At 37.3% G+C, this 17,143-nt stretch carries 13 protein-coding genes and 1 tRNA gene; 2 read left to right on the top strand and 12 right to left on the bottom strand.

Annotation, left to right across the window (positions count from 1 at the left end; translation table 11 throughout):
- Positions 1–130 precede the first annotated feature (130 nt).
- From FLEMA_RS74010 to FLEMA_RS73975, 9 genes are all read right to left on the bottom strand, one after another.
- Positions 131–565, bottom strand: a complete 435-nt coding sequence (locus tag FLEMA_RS74010; RefSeq protein WP_044173520.1) for a hypothetical protein — start codon at positions 563–565, stop codon at positions 131–133.
- Positions 558–1,118, bottom strand: coding sequence for a hypothetical protein (locus tag FLEMA_RS74005; RefSeq protein WP_044173517.1), 561 nt, complete (start codon positions 1,116–1,118; stop codon positions 558–560). Before FLEMA_RS74005 ends, FLEMA_RS74010 begins: the two co-directional genes overlap by 8 nt.
- Before the next feature lie 169 nt (positions 1,119–1,287).
- Positions 1,288–1,512 (bottom strand): hypothetical protein, encoded by a 225-nt coding sequence (locus tag FLEMA_RS0153440; protein ID WP_026997211.1) that lies wholly within the window; start codon positions 1,510–1,512, stop codon positions 1,288–1,290.
- Positions 1,513–1,849: 337 nt separating this feature from the next.
- Entirely contained in the window at positions 1,850–4,486 is a 2,637-nt protein-coding gene (locus FLEMA_RS74000; RefSeq protein WP_044173514.1) for a DUF6371 domain-containing protein, read from the bottom strand.
- 714 nt (positions 4,487–5,200) lie between these two features.
- Complete coding sequence (locus FLEMA_RS73990) at positions 5,201–5,989, bottom strand: hypothetical protein (protein WP_218918547.1); 789 nt, start codon at positions 5,987–5,989, stop codon at positions 5,201–5,203.
- Between the two features lie 7 nt (positions 5,990–5,996).
- A complete protein-coding gene (locus FLEMA_RS73985) occupies positions 5,997–7,178 on the bottom strand; it encodes a site-specific integrase (RefSeq protein WP_044175221.1) in 1,182 nt (393 codons plus the stop codon).
- Positions 7,179–7,354: 176 nt separating this feature from the next.
- Positions 7,355–7,428 (bottom strand) — tRNA-Asp (locus FLEMA_RS0153290).
- A 190-nt stretch (positions 7,429–7,618) separates the two neighbouring features.
- Positions 7,619–9,256, bottom strand: coding sequence for a tetratricopeptide repeat protein (locus tag FLEMA_RS73980; RefSeq protein WP_159102727.1), 1,638 nt, complete (start codon positions 9,254–9,256; stop codon positions 7,619–7,621).
- A 60-nt stretch (positions 9,257–9,316) separates the two neighbouring features.
- Positions 9,317–9,574, bottom strand: a complete 258-nt coding sequence (locus FLEMA_RS73975) for a hypothetical protein (protein ID WP_044173506.1) — start codon at positions 9,572–9,574, stop codon at positions 9,317–9,319.
- Between the two features lie 379 nt (positions 9,575–9,953).
- Between FLEMA_RS73975 and FLEMA_RS0153210 the strand changes: the two genes are divergently transcribed.
- Both FLEMA_RS0153210 and FLEMA_RS0153205 read left to right on the top strand, forming a co-directional pair.
- The gene (locus FLEMA_RS0153210; RefSeq protein WP_026997203.1) at positions 9,954–12,770 is read left to right on the top strand and encodes a TonB-dependent receptor; all 2,817 of its coding nucleotides are present in this window, start codon (positions 9,954–9,956) and stop codon (positions 12,768–12,770) included.
- A 65-nt stretch (positions 12,771–12,835) separates the two neighbouring features.
- Complete coding sequence (locus FLEMA_RS0153205; RefSeq protein ID WP_026997202.1) at positions 12,836–14,158, top strand: beta-helix domain-containing protein; 1,323 nt, start codon at positions 12,836–12,838, stop codon at positions 14,156–14,158.
- A gap of 54 nt (positions 14,159–14,212) precedes the next feature.
- Here FLEMA_RS0153205 and FLEMA_RS73970 read toward each other — a convergent pair whose 3' ends face one another.
- From FLEMA_RS73970 to FLEMA_RS76315, 3 genes are all read right to left on the bottom strand, one after another.
- On the bottom strand, positions 14,213–14,947 hold the full coding sequence (locus FLEMA_RS73970; protein WP_044173504.1) for a CPBP family intramembrane glutamic endopeptidase: 735 nt from the start codon (positions 14,945–14,947) through the stop codon (positions 14,213–14,215).
- A gap of 11 nt (positions 14,948–14,958) precedes the next feature.
- A complete protein-coding gene (locus tag FLEMA_RS73965; protein ID WP_159102726.1) occupies positions 14,959–16,044 on the bottom strand; it encodes a BamA/TamA family outer membrane protein in 1,086 nt (361 codons plus the stop codon).
- Between the two features lie 190 nt (positions 16,045–16,234).
- Positions 16,235–17,092 carry a LytR/AlgR family response regulator transcription factor gene (locus FLEMA_RS76315; protein ID WP_052354258.1) on the bottom strand — a complete coding sequence of 286 codons (858 nt, stop codon included), beginning with the start codon at positions 17,090–17,092 and terminating at the stop codon, positions 16,235–16,237.
- Positions 17,093–17,143: the final 51 nt, after the last annotated feature.

Here is a 17,143-nt window from a genome sequence, read left to right as displayed (position 1 = left end):
GAAAAGCCATATAATCAAATTGTAAAACAAAATGCTCTACAAAGTAAAACCTTATAGAGCATGGTAACACGCTGGAAAACAGCGTAAAACTGTGTGTTACTAAGTGTTACGTAAATGAGAGAGGGTATGCTTATTCATAAATCAACCAGCCTTTACCAGCTACGAAAACAGCCTTTCCTTCCTTTTCTTTTAGAACAATGAGCGCTTTATCCCAATTATCTTGGTCGCTGAGGTCGAAACGTCGGATGACCTTGTGTTCGGGTAGTAATTTGAACGGCTGCCTCTCTACAGGGCTTGCCTTGATTTCATTGTTTTCTTCAGCGACTGTATCCGTAACACTCGGTGATACTTCGTTTGGTGGCGTAGAACTCCCCAAAAAGAATTTAAGGATAGTGTGTCTGTACAAATAGATGATTGCCATTCCTACGATTAGCAATACAATCAAGATAATCGTCCAGAATGAAGAACCACTTTTAGAGGATGAGGATGTTGACCCCAGAGAGCTAGGGGTACTTCTACTAAAAATTTCAAACGGGTCTTCAGAGAAAAAAATATTGTTAGTCATGGATAGATGGTTTGATAAATTGTTGAAAATACTGATAGGTCAAAATTTGAACAACGTCTGGCAAATCTGAGACTTTAGGGTTTTGTCTCACTACATTGAAAACCTGTTTGAGAAGGTCTGTTTCATAAGCAGCCAAACGAGCCTGAAGACTAGTGATTGTCGCTGATTCTATCGTTGCCCCACCACTTCTTTGGTATTCATATATGGCAGCTTCTCGTTCACGTCTAATCCTTTCTTCAGATAGTTTTTCGGCGGTACTCATGGCCTCTTGCCAAACCGACTTATTCTGAGCTTGGAGCTTTTCTTGAAGCTCACTTTTTTCAGCAATTAATTGACTAATGATAAGTTCAGATTCTGAAAGTTGATGCTGACTGGAAAGAGTAGATTCTTGATGGGTCGTAGCAAGTGATTGGTCTTTTTTATCCCAATGACTTTGTAGAATTAATAAGACATATTCTGACATATTCATATCTAGCGAACTGGCTTCATCCATCAATCTCTTTTTAATGTTCAGGTTTGTACGGATGTTAATGTTTTGAGTTAGTTTTTCCATTTTACGGTGTTTTAGTTGTTATATGCAGCTCTACTCAAATGTGTTATTTGGTAAAACTGAATGCAACAATAGGGTATAACTTTCAATAGGGACAAACGATATGTAATAGGTGAAATTGATGAATTGAGCTAATAAAAATCCCCTCGCTGGTATAGCGAGGGGATTTTTATTAAAGGTCACTACAAAATTTATTTTGATTTAAAACCTGTTGTATATCCTCGAACGATAAATCATACGCTTCTGCTAGGTCTACGGTGCGAATTTTACTTCCTTTTAGCTTTTTTGAGAAGGCGTATTCCTCTTTTATTTCTTGAATGACCCGATAGCTATCCGTTCTACAAAGATTGAGGATTATTTGTACATCTTGGGCTCTTAATACTAGTTGATATACCATGATTCGAATTGTATTTTATTAATAAGGCTAAAAAAAGGCTAGATGGCTAGAACACTTTTGCACTCAAAAAAACGTGTTTGTTTTCTACAACGTTACAACGGTAATGTAAAATATTAATAATCAATTATTTATCTCTTTTTCGTCGTTGTAAAATCGTTGTAATCGTTTACAACGGCTACAACGATTTTTTATGTTTACAACGGTTACAACGATTTTACAACGATTTTACAACGAAAAAATTAATAAAAATTTATATAATATATTGATTATCAGGTATCTAGTATTTTCGTTGTAGCGTTGTAGAAAAAATGCTTAAAAAAAAGTTTCAAAAAGCGTTCTAGCCATCTAGCCGTCTAGCCTTTAAATCCACCCCAAAACTTGACTGTAATGTCTCGTATGTAATTGATAAAGAATTTGTTACGGTATTTTTAAAAGCTTGTTCAAGTGTGTTTTCTGCACTTTTGAAGCGAATTGTCTTCACAATTTCCTTAAAATTGCGTGGTGCCTCCATTTTCACTACCTCTTGGATGATAGATTCCTTATCATGTGCCTCTTTGTAATATACATTGCGGTATCTATGTATAAAAATTGGATAAATCGAAGGCATACGCAAAAGCAGGAAGTTTCCTTCAAACCTAAAATGAACCCCTTCATGGATTTGTGAAGAGTCATACAAATATTGGAGAATGCTAAAGAATTCAGCCAGAACAGAGGTTTCATTCTGTATTCTATGTTGCAGGTGTATCGTTTTCAAAGCTATTGCTACAAATTCATCCAGAATGTCCGATTCTTCGGTGTATTCGCATACTTGAATTTTATCATTTACCTGTAAAATGTAAGCACACGTCAGGGCTTGGCAAATATTACTAAGTAATCGCTCAGGCATTGATTCGTTTTGCGTAGCTTGTTCTACTCGGTTAAAGATTTTACTAAAGGCTGTGTTGTAATTTTCGTCTATAAGCTTACGATACTTGCAGAGCTCTACCGTAATATTTCCTAAACCACGTTTTTCTAAATCAATTAAATTGAAAAAAGCCTTTCGTTGGGATGCCTCTTTCTCCTTATTTTCTATTTGAATTAATATGCAACGAGAGAAGAAAATAGGGTTATTAGGGATATAATTGCTAGTAAGGGCTAAAGCACTGTAAATGTCAATACTATCAGTTTCGTTATTACTCCTTGAAGCTTCAGGAGTTTTGTGATAACCAGCATTATCATAAGCTGCTTGCAACAAACCTTCATGGGAGAAATCATTATGAAATTCATCCATCCAAATAAGTCCATTAGATAGCTGACTCATCAATTTAACCAGAGCAGCTTCTGTGTTTTTTGTCTTAAGGTTAATTTGTGGTTGTTCATAGCCAAAAAGACATGTAAGGTTTCTTACAACACTACTTTTGCCAGTACCAGCCGAACCTTTCAAATAAAGGATAGGAGATGATCCTTTGTGAGAAATCACAATATCTCTAAACAAGGACATGATGTAGAAGCACGCTGGAACGAATGCTTTCTCATAAGTATGAGTTTGTATGTAGATTTGGTACCATTGATTGAAAGATACATCCGAATCAGAAATAAAAAATCTGTTCTTCATTTTATCCTTGGTTTGTGGTAGCGAAATACAACTTTTATTGTCTGTAACAACGCCAAATTTGTCTGGCTCTACAAGAGTCCCATTTGGTAGGAGTACTTTGTTTGAAAAGACATAGGTTTTTGACTCGCTATGGAATCCATATCGAGTCACCTTTGAAGCTTGACCAAATTGCGTTTTGGAGTAAATGAGTTCCTGTATTTCTGTTAGTTGCACATCGTTGATTTTGAAGCTTAGTAGATTGTTTGATAGCTCCATTTTCATCCTCTTTGCCGAACAAAAATCCTCATGTGACATTTCAATATAGATAGCCTCCTTATTCTTGATTCTAATCTCTAAAATCCATGTACAGTTTTGATTCTCATCTTGAGTTTTATACTTTACATAAACCAAAAAGTTATTGGCCACTACCTCCCAGTTATTACGTGTTTTGACCCAGATAGTATAGTCATTTTTATACATGACTGTTGGTGTCTTGATATAAATATCAGATGATATTTTCTTCTCCTCAGAAGGCTGTTTTTGAGCTATCTCAGGCTTTTTCCCTTCTAGTATGGCATCTGCAATATCATAGCCATCCGAACGCTCAGGGAATAGGTCTATGACAGTGTGTTTAATTTGTGCTTTCTCTAGGTTTTTAATACTAGAATTCATCCTCCCTGCGGCATCGGCATCACATAACCAGATTACATTTCTACCAGATAAAACCATGAGTTTTTCGGAGGTTAAACCATTGTTTGAACCACAAGCGAGCCATAAATACTCAGGGTAAAAGAATGAGGCTATAACCTTTGTTTTCTCTGACTCTACAATAATGACTGTTTTCTCTTTGTCACTACTTAGTTGCTCTTCACCAAACAAACACATGCCATATCGAACATTTTTGTTTTTAGGTTGAACCATCGAGTGACTATTATATCCATCTTTAGCTCTTTTACCTTGTTCATCGTAGACAAACCATTTTGCATTAACTACTTGTGATTTATCATTACGGAAAACAAAGACAGTTTTTCCTTTATCATCAGTTGCTACACCATGTTTGATAAGATGTTCCTTTGAGATACCTTTTGACAAGCAAAACGTATGGAAATTACTTGACAAGTCGAGTGTCCATTTATCAAAGCGTTCTATCCAGCTTTTACTTGGATTTATAATGCTCTGATTATTAGGGATTAATGAAACTATATCTTTAGTTGAATGCGGCATTAAGTTAGGTATTTGATGGTAACCACAATGGTTTATACGTTCACATTTACCAAGAGATTCATCAAGACGGTTTCCCTCCTGATCCTCGTAATAGCGAAATGTATTGGCTTGTCCACACTTAGGACATTTCCCTTTCTTTTTAGGGCTTTTTTCGAATCGAAAATTATATTCCGTCATAAGTTCTTAGAGGTTAGGGAAATAAAGTTTGATATACTCTTGAGTATGGAGCATTTAGAAGATATTGACCTACATAGGAGCTGTAGGAAATTAGAAGTAAGCGCCTAATGTTAAGGCAAAAGAATAGCTGCTCCATAATTGTATGGAGTGTCGTAATTAGCAAAAAATACATAATTTTGTGTGGGAATTTAAAATTCAATTTGCTTTAAGTTATCAAAGCCGATATGTTCACGCATATCGGTTTTTTTATGCCTAAAGTCAAATACTTCAATGAAAGAATCCTTCAGGAAAAAGAGCTAGAATATCTGAAGTATAGACGTAGACTTTACCACCTATCTTAAATGTTCTGAATAGTCCCTCCCGTTTAAATTGTTCAAACTTAGATCTCGACCATCCCATTTTGGTACAAACCTCTGATGGTTGAAGTACTTCAGGAATAGAAGAAGGTTGTTTTGTTTGCGCTGTGATAATTGATTCAAGGTGCGAAATCTTCTTTTCAAATTCTTTCAGAATGTAAATTGTGTCATCGCTTAGATGAACTTTTGTACGACTTGTTCTAGGCATGGTAACATTGTTTTTAAATACAATGCAATACTAATAAAATATGTTGTAAGTATTACAACATATTTGGATATATTTTTTGCTATGATTTGCTATCAAATGAAAAGCCCTTAGAATCAGTATTCTAAGGGCTTTCTGTGGATGTATGAAAATCTACATAATATCTTCAAGTGATTGTGTTAAGTCATAAAGATCAATTTCGATTGACTCTTCATGACAAAACTTCATAAAACATTCTCTGAAGTGCAAATCATGTTTTAGGTCTGTAAAAGTGGCGCCTAGTTTCTGGTAGCTCTCGTTTGACATAAGAAATTTAGCATAATGAATATCGAAGAACCAGATATGAATAGGTACTTTATCCTCAATTTTTTTCCAAATCTTGTCTTGAGATTTAAGATACTGTACAAGTTGATAAGGGGAGGGTATTTTGATAAACTGCTTGAGCTCTTCAATTAATTTGGATTGACCATTCGCTTCAGCAAACTTGGTAATTTCATTCATTAGTAACTGCTTTACCAAATTAGGGAGTTCGTATTGGGTATAGTCAAAATCGTTAAATATTTGATTAATATCAAACTCAAGCTTACTCTTTAGTTTCATTGAAGCAAAATATGGATTCAATGTTTCTTCATTCACCTTACAATATATCTTACTAATAATATTTACAAGTGTAAGTGCTTCACGATAGATAAGAGTGCTATTTTCCTCGGATAAGCTTTCTATATCAAAGCTATCTGTAGGTAATGCTAAATTTATATTGCTTTTGATTTTAACAGATTGCCTGTTAAAGATAACTCGGTAATACAAGGGATATAGAGGCTTATTCTCATGGTTTTCTCCAATAGGAAAAAGGTAGGTATTAAGATAGTGTTTGATACTAATCTTTTTACCTGTTTTGTTAAGATCTGGACTGTATCTATTCCCTTCAAGAATTTCTATCATGGGAACGTTATTTGCAGGGTTTAAATATTTTTTGTAGTCCTTCATGTTGAATTTGTTCTACTAGATGAACGTATTTATCAGTTTGCTCTCTTTTTGTATGTTGCAACTGCTTTTGTACGAGTTTATCATCACCAGATAACATATACAGAGAGGTGCCAAAAGTATCTCTTGAAGCCTTGAAATATAGTTTTTTGGGTATTCTAGCCAATTTGGCTATTACCTTGAGGCATTTATTTACTTTGGTATTCGTCATTCCCTTAAAAACACGTTTTTCGGAACTCCCAGAGTAGTACTTCAAAATGATTTTTTGTGGCTTTCCATCAAAAAGCAGGTACAGAGGTTTGTAACCAATTTTCTCAGTTTTTTGCGCCTTGTACTTTAGTAATAACCCTTGATTAGTTTTGCTAATACTAGAGTTCTTCATGTTGTAACAATCTGAAAAACGTAGACCTGTATAACATGCAAAAAGGAACATATCCCTTGCCATTTCTAGTTGGTCTTTTTCTTCAGGTGTACTATCGAAGTTCAATTGCTCTATCTTATCTCTTTCTTCAGGTAAAAGAAAAAGTGTGTCGGTCTCCTCTTTCGATAGCTTAAACAGCCTATAAGGATTTTTCTCAATAGGAAGTAGATCTTGTTTAATAGCCAGATTAATGTACTTGCGTAGCTGGCGATGATACTTCTCAATTGTATTCGTTTTTAGTTTCTTTTCATTTCTAAGAAAAATTTCAAAGTCTTGTAAGAAACAGTAGTCTAAATCCTCAAAAGCAATATTATGTTGAAACTCAATGAGCTTTTTTAGCGTATTTTCCTGATTTACGAGCGTTCCTTTTTTGAGATGTGATTCCTTCTGAAGCTGCTTTTTAAAAAACTGAGTAAATGAAATTGGAACTTGTTTTTTGGAAGGATTCAAAAAGAAATCAAAATCTGATAAAGAAAATCGTTTATTGAGAGCCCTAAATTCAACTTCAAATTGCTCAAACTCGCTAACTCTGTCTCTGAGCGCTTTTGCTAAATACGGGTCTTTACAAGTAGCCTTTTTGGAGTCCCATTCTTTTTGGGTAAGGTATAGTTTTGTGCTAAAATATCTACGACCACCTTCCAAATAAGCTTGAATTTGCACTAGGCTTTTGCCTTTAGCTGCTAGGTCTTTTTTACGATTGAAAACCAGTGTGTATTGAACTTTCATGACAATGTGTTTAAGTTGATGCCGTAAACCTACTGTCATTTATTTGAAAAAACTTGGTATCACAACTGGTAGCAAAAAATCTGCTATGATTTGCTAAAACATACTAAACGAACCATGACATAAACCGCTTAAAATGGCTGTAAAACCAAAAAAGCACTCATTTCTGAGTGCTTTTGCGGTCTGGACGGGACTCGAACCCGCGACCCCATGCGTGACAGGCATGTATTCTAACCAGCTGAACTACCAAACCGTGTTTCTATGATGCAAAACTACTGCTTTTTTTTGATAATGCAAGGGCTTTTACTATCACTGATACAAGAAAAAATAATTATGGCTATGTAATAGTTCAGTAAACTATTCATTATCAGTGTAAAATAACAACTAGTAAGCATTGAAAAAAAATAAAAAAAATCTTATTATTTTTTCATCATAAGCTTATTCTATTTTTTTACCCCCAATAATACTAAGGCTTGATTGCCTTTGATATGGCTTGGCTGAAGTTGTACACACTTTTGGATGTCTGCTATGGCGGCATCTACCTTTCCTAGTTGGTTGAGTGCTACCCCTCGATTATAGTAGTATTCGGCATTGGTGCTGCCATATTGGTTTATAGCAATGTTATAATTGGCCAAAGCTTCGTTTGTCAGACCAGCATTGAGCTGGGCTGTTGCTAATGAGCCAATAGTTAGGGCTTTTCGAGCATTATTGGGCATGGCTAACGCCTTTCTAAGGTCGGGCAATGCTTGGGCTGGTAACTGGGCGTTGAGGTATGTATTACCTCTGTTCAGGTAAGCGTCGGCCGAAGGGTACAGCCGTACTACATCATTATGATACTGAATCGACTTGGCGTAATCACCTTTCTTTTCGTAAGCTGTAGCCAAGTTTGCCCACGGTACGGCATCTTCTTTGTAACCTAAAGCAATGGCTTTTTCACTATATGCTATTACGGCTTCTATGTTATTGTCTACTTCGCCCATGTATTTGGCTACCACCGAATATGCCCGATAGTCATCTTCTGGAAATAACTCTATTCTTCTGGTAAACAATGTTCCTGTATTTTGCCAAATGCTTACTTGCTTGCGGGTCATCACAAAAAAGAATGCTAACCATACTACCAGCAAGCCTATTGCTAGTTTTTGTCGAAAATCTTGTTGTTCTGACCAATGGGCTATTCCAAAGGCTATCATAAAAAATAGCCCAAAATAAGGCAAATAGGTATATCGATCGGCCATGATAGCCCCTCCTACTTGTAAAAATTGTAATACCAACAATATCGTAATCACAAAAAAGCCTATTCCAAAACTTATGACTTTATTGCGTTTGAGCGAGTATATTCCCCAAGCCACAATTACTAACATCACTACTAATCCAAGGATATATTCGGGATGAAAGGCTTTGGGTGACGAAAACATATACATTGGACTAAGGTTTACGGGGAAAAACAGATGTACCCAATACATCATAAAACCGTAACCTGCATAAGTAATTTGTTTGGAAAAATTAATTCCTTCGGGCTTTAAAGCTACACCACTGCCTGCTACAGGGTGTAATAGCCCGCCTAGATTGCCTCCGCCTTGAATATCAATGGCGATAAGGCCAAACACTATAGCTACCACCAAGAAAGGAAGTTTTTCGAGTAATACTTTAAGCTGGATGGTTCTGTTGTTCCAATAGTCAAAAAGTAATAATACTACTGGTAATATCACGGCTTGCCCTTTGGAAAAACAAGATGCCACAAATAATAAAAAACAATAAAACAAATATGGGGGGGTAGTGGTATACTGGTACTTGAGATAGCTGATCAATGCTCCTAAAAAGAAAAAGGCATACAATACATCTTTCCGCTCGGATACCCACGTAACCGACTCTACTCGCATTGGATGAATAGCAAATAGTAATGCTGTTACAAAAGCAATAAAAATGGATTTACCTGTAGTAGGCAATATTTTATCTTCTGGTTTTTTCAACAACAATCTTGTTAGCCAAAATACCAGCAAAACATTGCCAAGATGTAAAATCGTGTTGGTAATAATAAACGCTTTGGCCGAAGTTATGCCCGACAAGGATGAATTTAGCATCAGCGACCACATAGCAAGTGGATGATAGTTATTGGCTACATGGGTTTGCCAAGCCTCTAACTAACGGCCTGAAGGGTTTTTCACTAAGGTATTGTCCAGAATATAAATAGGGTCGTCCCATTCAACAAATTTGTTACCAAAACCTCCTCCAAAGGCCAGAAAAACGGCTATTACCAAGATAACAACACTTGGGTTGACTCCTATCTTGATAGGAAAAGGCAAGGGCTGTGAGGGTACTTGTGCGGGCGGTACTACTTTAAAGGAAACCGACTTGGCGATGGTCGGCTCTGTTTTTGGCGTTTTATTCTTCTTAGACATAATTTTTAGAGATACTTGATATTGACAAAACATTTCAATAATGATACCAAACTTATTTGGGGGGCATCAAGAAAACTTACAATGATTTTGTGCCTTTATTTAATGTTTTTCATTAAAATATCTTTAATTCCATTTTACTGTTATTGTGGTAATATTATTGGCGAAATATATTTCAAAACTCAGTCTATCATCATTTTATGCAATAAAATACCCAAATAATGGCAAATATTACTTCTATATTTCTAATGTTAACTATATGTTATCAAAACTATAGAATCCTTAACAGTTTGTTTAAAATTCACCAATAATGAGGTAATATTCTAATAATACTTTTGTAGCGTCAAGTTTTTCGAGACACCCGAATTAAAAAACAACGCACATGCAACGTAAATTTTTACTCAGCTCAATTATCCTTTTATTGGTTTCATTGGTTTCTTTTGCTCAAACAGGAAGCATCAAAGGAACACTCACCGATGCCAAAACTAACGAGGCTATGTTAGGTACAGCCGTTAGAGTAGAAGGTACTCAAATCGGTACTCAAACAGACCTCCAAGGTAATTTTGAATTGGCTCGTGTACCTGCTGGGGTTCACACTGTTATTTTCTCGTTTGTTGGCTATACCAACAAAGTTATCTCAAATGTTAGGGTTGAAGCTGGCAAAACTACCGTCATCAATACCAGTATTGCAGAAGCCAATACCACCCTCGACGCTGTGGTAGTAAGAGGTACTAAAAATAAAGGCACAGAGGTTTCGGTAATTACTGAAATTAAAAAAATAGAACAAATCGCAGTAGGGATTTCGGCACAACAAATCCAAAAAACACAAGACCGTGACGCTTCGGCGGTGGTACGTCGTGTGCCAGGGGTATCTATTCAAGACGACCGCTTCGTGATTGTACGTGGCTTGAACGAACGTTACAATACCGTTATGCTCAACGATGCCATTACACCTTCTACCGAGGTAGATACCAAGGCTTTTTCTTTCGATTTGATTCCTTCATCGGCAATCGACCGTATGTTGATTTTCAAATCGGGTTCGGCCGACCTCCCTGGTGAGTTTGGTGGAGGGGTTATCAAAATCTATACCAAGACTATTCCAGATGGCAATACTATTACTGCAGGCTTTTCGCTAGGACACCGTAGCAATACAACATTCCAAACAGCTACTACGTATAAAGGAAGCGGTACAGACTTCCTAGGCTTTGACAGCGGTCTTCGTTCTTTGCCTTCTTCTTTACCTAGTACAGGTACAATCTTGGCAGGAGCTAATACTCAACCTGTTATTGATGCATTCAAGGCATTACCTACATATTTCAACCAAAGTTCGTTGAGTGTTTTGCCCGATTTCAGAGGTAACATAGGTTTAACTCGCCGCTTTGCAGTTGGTAATGTAGAGCTTGCTACTATCAACTCATTGAACTATAGCTTTACTCACCAAAGAACCCCAAACATCGAGTTTTATCGTTATGCTTACAACGAAAATGCTGGTACAAAAGCCAGCGAAAAAGAGTTTGCCTACAACGATAACGCTTATTCTGAAAACGTAAGAGTAGGTGCTATGTCAAACTGGGCTTTGATTATCAACCCAGCCAACAAAATTGAATTCCGTAACTTGTTTAACCAATTAGGCTCAAAAGAAACTGTTTTGAGAAATGGCTATAACAACAACAATATTGAACTGCAAAACTACTCGATGACTTACGAGCAAAAGAGTATTTATTCGGGACAGTTGAGTGGTACACACGAATTGTCGGATATAACAAAATTGACATGGACTGGTGGCTATGGCTATACCAATCGACAAGAACCCGACAACCGCCGCTTTACTTCTAGCCGTACACTTGGTAGCAACGACCCTTTTACCATTAATATTCAGCAATCGCAAAGCCCTACATTACAGCAGGCAGCTCGTTTTTACTCTTCTTTAACCGAAAATGTAATCTCTGGCCGTGTTGATGTAGAACATAAAATTGGCAAGGCTGATGCTGCCGAAAATGAGTTTATCAAATTGCGTGCTGGTACTTATTTAGAGAAAAAAGACCGTAGCTTTGCTGCTCGTTGGTTTGGTATTGTCAATGCCAATAATGTAGGAGATGCCGTTTTGACTCAATCGCCTGCTCAGTTCTTTAACCCTGCTAACCTTTCGCCTACAGGCTTGTTTTACAACGAAGGTACTGGCTATGAAGATGCCTACAAAGCTCGCAACGAATTGTACGCTGGTTATGTAAATGCTTATATTCCATTAACACCAAAATTCAATGTATCGTTGGGTGTTAGAGCCGAGCAAAACCGCCAACAATTAGTAACTCTAAAACGTGGTAGTGGCGAAAAACTCAATGTTGACCGCCCTTTATTAAGCTGGTTGCCTTCGGCTACATTCTCTTACAAGCTGAACGAGAAAAACCAAATTCGTGCAGCATTTAGCCAAACAGTAAACCGTCCTGAGTTCCGTGAATTAGCTCCTTTTCCTTATTACGACTTCAACTTTGATGTAACACGTGTTGGTAATGCAGCATTAAAAACAGCGACGATTTCTAACTATGACCTCCGTTATGAGTTCTATCCATCGGAAGGAGAAGTAATTTCGATTGCAGGTTTTTACAAACAATTTACCAACCCTATCGAAGCTAGAATTTTGAATGCTGGTTCGGGTATTGCTTTTGGGGTTGGAAATGCCGAAAAAGCATTCAGTAGGGGTTTTGAATTAGAAATGCGTAAATCGCTAAAAGGGCTTACAGGTTCGTCGGTTGTTGATAACCTCACGCTTTTGTTGAATGCTTCAATTATTGATTCGGACGTAAAAACAGGCTTTAGCGGACAATCATCTGACAGTCGTTTTCTTCAAGGACAATCACCTTATTTGATTAATGCAGGTATTTATTATAACGATACCGACCGTGATTTCTCTGCCAATATCCTTTATAACGTAGTAGGTTCAAGAATCTTTTTAGTAGGCGATGGCGTGGTGTTCCCTACTGTATACGAAATGCCAAGAAATGTAATCGACCTAAATCTTACCAAAGGCTTTGGCAAGCATATCGAAGTAAAGGTGGGTATTCAAGATTTGTTGAACCAACCATTCAGATTTTATAACGATACCAACAACGATAAAACAATTAATACCAGCCAAGACGATGTGTTTAGAAAATTCAAGCGTGGTACTACTTCAACGATTGGTGTCAATTACAAATTCTAACAAAATATCAACAGCTTTCGGCCTTGTGCCACTAGCCTAAGCCGAAAGCCTTTTCAATAGCAATCATGAAAAATATTCATAAACTTCTTTTTATCGCAGCCATTGCCTTAGGCACAACGTCGTGTGGTCAATTAGAAAACGATTTTCAAGAACCCGCTCCTATTGCCAGCCGTGAATCGGTTGTTGTAAGGGGGTCTATTACAAGCAATACCACTTGGACTGCCGACAAAAAGTATCTTCTCAATGGCTTTGTATATGTTGAAGCGGGTGTTACTCTTACTATTCAGCCTGGTACTATTATCAAGGGTGATTTGCCTACTAAGGGTACTTTGATTATTAAACCTGGAGCAAAAATATTGGCCGAAGGCACTGAAGACCAACCAATTGTATTTACTTCTAATCAGGCTATTGGACAACGTAAACCAGGCGACTGGGGTGGTCTGATTCTTTTGGGAAAAGCCAAAGTCAACAAAAATCCTATTACAATTGAAGGCGAAAACGTTACTACTTTTGGTGGCGATAACGATAACGATAACTCAGGTATTTTGAAATACGTGCGTATTGAGTTTGCTGGCGTTGCTTTTGAAACAGACAAAGAAATCAATGGCTTAACTTTGGGTGGTGTAGGTAATGGTACAAAAATCGATTATGTACAGATTTCGCACTCTGGCGATGACGCTTTTGAATGGTTTGGCGGGGCTGTCAATGCCAAGCACTTAATTGCCTACCGCACACTCGACGATGATTTTGATACAGACAATGGTTTTTCGGGAAAAGTACAATATGCCGTTTCATTGCGTGACCCATTGGTAGCTGACCAATGCAGTTGCTCTGACTCGAATGGTTTTGAATCTGATAACGATGGCTCTGGCTCAACGGCTTTGCCACAAACATCTGCCAAATTTGCTAATATCAGTTTGTATATTGCTTCGGGGGCTGTCGACAAGAAATACCGCTCAGCCTTCCGTATTAGACGTAACTCGGCCTTGAGTATCTATAATACTGTAGTAAATGGTGCATATCCGAAAGCAGGCTTAGAATTGGAAGGAACGGCCTCACAAGATAACTTTAAAGCTGGCAAATCAGAATACAAGGGATTGATTATTACAGGTATGGCTGTTCCTATTTCAGGCGTTGAAACAGCTTTATTTAATGATGCCAACCGTAAAAACACCATCAATTGGAAACTCGAAGACTTAGGGCTAGATACCGATTTTAACCTACTCAATTCACCGAAATTTACGCCTCAAAAAGGCTCGAAAATATTAGCTGACGGCGTTACATTGCCTGCTGGCTTTGAATCTGCTAGTTACCGAGGAGCATTTGATGGCTCGAATGATTGGACAAAAAAATGGACAAACTTCAACCCTCAAACTACTGAGTACTAACAAAAAAACAAGAAGTCCATTAGGATTTTTTATATTGGTGTAATAATGAAAAGCCTAAGGCATTGCTTTAGGCTTTTTTACTGGCGAAAATGGTAAAACACCCACTATCGGTATCAATACTATTATACAAAATATCAGCAATATATTGGAGCTATAACGACTATGGGGTACCTCTTGGGTACGAGCTATAGAATGGCTTAGGTGAAAAAAGATATTACCCGCCCAATGAATACCACCTGTAACCCAAAGGCTTTGGGTTTTTACTAAAGGTATCATCAGTAAAATCCCCAAAACAAAAAGATACCCAAACGTAACCCAGCCATCGGTAAGCCGATGTATATGATTGAACCAGTATAATAAAGCCGAAGCTATCACCAGCCAAGTAGGCGACAGCGTATTTTTATAATAGTGATATACGTATCCTCGTGTCAAAATATCTTCTGAAAATGAAGATAAGGCTGTTCCTAAGCTCCAATAAGCCAACTGTGGCACTATTACCTCCCAGCTAGGTACTTTAACGAGCTGTTCGCTTCGCCAATAAATAGCAAGAGTAAACTGTAGTCCATACAGTACAAAGCCTATCAACATACCACTCAGCAGCATTTTCCACCAGCCTTTATGCAATCCTAACCCCCAACTACTCAAGCCTCTGTGCTTGGGCAATTGCCAAGCACACACAAAAAACAAAGCCATTCCCAAAAGAAACCCTATGGCATTATTGGCATAATACATTGATGACTCGGCCAAATGATAACAACTCCATAAAATAACAAACCCAATATATTTCATACAAATTAAGGTTAAAACGCTTCTGCGATATTGATATAAAAATTACTTTGTCCATTACCAAAACCTACATCAAGGCGTAGGTTGATACCTTGGCTTTTATTTAAAACTCTTCTCAAACCCAAACCCAATGAATGCTGTAAAGCTGGTATAGATACCTCTAGCCATTGGTTAAAAACCTGACCAAGCCCTGCAAAAGCTACGACTCCCCACTTTGGCGTAAGCTCTTGGCGTATTTCAGCTTGAGTGGCTATCAGATTATTGTCTCGATAACGCCCACTGTAAAAGCCCCGCATTATGGTATTACCGCCAAGGTACGAAAGCTGTAAAAAAGGTACTTGTCCACTTTCGATTTGACCAACACCCTGCCATGCCAAAATAGTCTTAGTACTTAATGCTATGTATTTTCTTAGGTCGGTCATAAACATAAAATACTGATAATCGCCACCAAGCTCTTTCCTATTCCAAACAGCGGAGGTTTCCCAATACCACCCTTTCCTTGCATTCATGATGTTGTCTCGGCTGTCATAAATACTCGCAAAACCAACCCCTGTAGTTAAGCCCCCATTAAGCCCATACAAACGATGATTATCGACATAGCTTTTTTCGGTAATCATATTAAAATACTTGCTGATATACATTTTAGGCCCTCCATACCACCGCTTAGCCAAACGTCTAGTAATACTTCCCTCCCATTTTACCACATTATATTGTACTATTGTTTTGTCATGCTCTTGGGTGTTATTGCCAATTCCATAGTAATATTCTGGAAACTGATTGAAATTGAATTTACTTTTCAGCAAATACTGGTTTTCCCGAAAAAACAACTGAGCTGCCAATTCTATCAATAATTGGTTCTTGAAGGTGTACAACATTGTAGTAGACCATTGTGAAGCCCTAGAAACAGTATCGGTATAGTACACCCGAACGCCCGAAATACCCAAAGAAACGCTAGTTTCGGGAGTATAAGCTATGGCTGGCAAGATAATATTCTTAGGGTATTGCTTTAGGCTATCTTGAAGCTTGTATGAGAGGGCTTCAAAACTTACCAAAGACGTTTTTATAAAACATAAAAAGCAGAAAAGGAATCGGGGTATCATGTTGGTTAATACAAATAGCTGAGTGTACATGTTGGTTGTCGCCTTCCCTACTGAGGAAGTAGCCAACAAACTTAGTCTAGCCTGTCTGTATAAAACAAAAAATAGGGGTATTAAGCTAATTTGAGGGATAACCTGCTTTGACGTGGGATAAATCGTACAGTTTTGGGGACAAAATGCTAATAATATTATATTATTTTTCGAGAATTTCTTTTAACAATTTGCCTTTTGCACGTGCTACTGGAATGTTATTCTGGAGGTATTTCAAACTAAGTTTATAACCCTGAGAATTACCTTCTACGTGTTCAATATGTCTACTATTGACAATATAAGCTCGGTGACATCTAAAAAAAGCAGGGTTGTACTGCAAGGTCTCTTCTATTTTGGTAAGCGTACTTCTAAGCAATGTCTTTTTGATACTTGAAGATTCGTGCCATACAAGCTCGACATAATTATCAATCGACTCTATATACAATATGGCTTCGCTATTGAGCGAAATAGAATCCTTTTGGTTCTCGGCAAAAAAGATAACCTCTCCATCCACAGGTTGATCATTATGTTGAGCTATCACCTCTGTCATAGCTCGGGCTTCATATAAATTTTGCCGTAACAAATAATTCTGTCGAAATAAAACCACCAACGCAATAGGCACAGACGAACACAATACTACATACGTTTGTACTTTAAGAAACCCCCATAAACTCCATGGAAAAGCTTCAATCCACACTCCGTATAAAAAATTGATTATACCCAACGAAAAAATCACCCATATCGCCCAAACGATTTGGGTTGATACCGTCCAGTTTTTTTCTGAAAATATATCTTTAAAAAAAATATATCCTACACAATCGTTGAGTAATACCCCCAAAAACGTTACTACGGCATATCCTACAATCAAATACACTCGGTTGTAGGCATATACGTCTAAACCAAAAGGCTGAAAAATTAGCAAGAAAATGGTAATAAAAACAAAAAATAGAAAATCACGAAACAATACCTCTTTGAAAGGCAAAAGAGGGTATGGTTGATGAAAATTGGCTAAAAACGACATATATAAAAGTTGAATTCTATGCGAAATTAACTTTTTCTACAAAGAATTCAA

This window comes from Flectobacillus major DSM 103 (assembly GCF_000427405.1).
In the GTDB taxonomy this organism is placed as follows: Bacteria; Bacteroidota; Bacteroidia; order Cytophagales; family Spirosomataceae; genus Flectobacillus; species Flectobacillus major.
This window is presented reverse-complemented; position numbering and strand designations above follow the sequence as displayed.

Excerpts from the sequence above, each read along its gene's own strand:
- FLEMA_RS74010 (WP_044173520.1), bottom strand. The coding sequence starts at position 565 with ATGACTAACAATATTTTTTTCTCTGAAGACCCGTTTGAAATTTTTAGT.
- FLEMA_RS74005 (WP_044173517.1), bottom strand. The coding sequence starts at position 1,118 with ATGGAAAAACTAACTCAAAACATTAACATCCGTACAAACCTGAACATT.
- FLEMA_RS0153440 (WP_026997211.1), bottom strand. The coding sequence starts at position 1,512 with ATGGTATATCAACTAGTATTAAGAGCCCAAGATGTACAAATAATCCTC.
- FLEMA_RS74000 (WP_044173514.1), bottom strand. The coding sequence starts at position 4,486 with ATGACGGAATATAATTTTCGATTCGAAAAAAGCCCTAAAAAGAAAGGG.
- FLEMA_RS73990 (WP_218918547.1), bottom strand. The coding sequence starts at position 5,989 with ATGATAGAAATTCTTGAAGGGAATAGATACAGTCCAGATCTTAACAAA.
- FLEMA_RS73985 (WP_044175221.1), bottom strand. The coding sequence starts at position 7,178 with ATGAAAGTTCAATACACACTGGTTTTCAATCGTAAAAAAGACCTAGCA.
- FLEMA_RS73980 (WP_159102727.1), bottom strand. The coding sequence starts at position 9,256 with ATGCTAAATTCATCCTTGTCGGGCATAACTTCGGCCAAAGCGTTTATT.
- FLEMA_RS73975 (WP_044173506.1), bottom strand. The coding sequence starts at position 9,574 with ATGTCTAAGAAGAATAAAACGCCAAAAACAGAGCCGACCATCGCCAAG.
- FLEMA_RS0153210 (WP_026997203.1), top strand. The coding sequence starts at position 9,954 with ATGCAACGTAAATTTTTACTCAGCTCAATTATCCTTTTATTGGTTTCA.
- FLEMA_RS0153205 (WP_026997202.1), top strand. The coding sequence starts at position 12,836 with ATGAAAAATATTCATAAACTTCTTTTTATCGCAGCCATTGCCTTAGGC.
- FLEMA_RS73970 (WP_044173504.1), bottom strand. The coding sequence starts at position 14,947 with ATGAAATATATTGGGTTTGTTATTTTATGGAGTTGTTATCATTTGGCC.
- FLEMA_RS73965 (WP_159102726.1), bottom strand. The coding sequence starts at position 16,044 with ATGATACCCCGATTCCTTTTCTGCTTTTTATGTTTTATAAAAACGTCT.
- FLEMA_RS76315 (WP_052354258.1), bottom strand. The coding sequence starts at position 17,092 with ATGTCGTTTTTAGCCAATTTTCATCAACCATACCCTCTTTTGCCTTTC.